Source organism: Pedobacter agri PB92 (assembly GCF_000258495.1).
In the GTDB taxonomy this organism is placed as follows: Bacteria; Bacteroidota; Bacteroidia; order Sphingobacteriales; family Sphingobacteriaceae; genus Pedobacter; species Pedobacter agri.
Map to the genome: position 1 here is coordinate 1 of NZ_AJLG01000377.1, position 226 is coordinate 226.

Sequence of the window (226 nt, forward strand, 5' to 3'; positions counted from 1 at the left end):
TATTGGTTACCGTATAGATGATGGTGGCTGTTCCCGCAGAAACACCCGTAACAAGACCTGATGCATTAACAGTGGCAACGGCAGTATTGCTACTGCTCCATACCCCACCTGAAGTGGAATTTGAATATTGTGTAGTAGAACCAACACAAACCGTATTTGTCCCGTGGTAGCGGCTACAACAGGTAAAGCATTTACCGTAACGTCCCTGGTTACAGCGGTCGAACAA

1 protein-coding gene is annotated in these 226 nt (G+C 46.9%); it reads right to left on the bottom strand.

Going from position 1 to position 226, the window contains the following annotated elements; genetic code table 11:
* Positions 1-226: Ig-like domain-containing protein (locus ON09_RS23950; RefSeq protein ID WP_193372059.1), on the bottom strand; the 226-nt coding region annotated here is incomplete at both ends.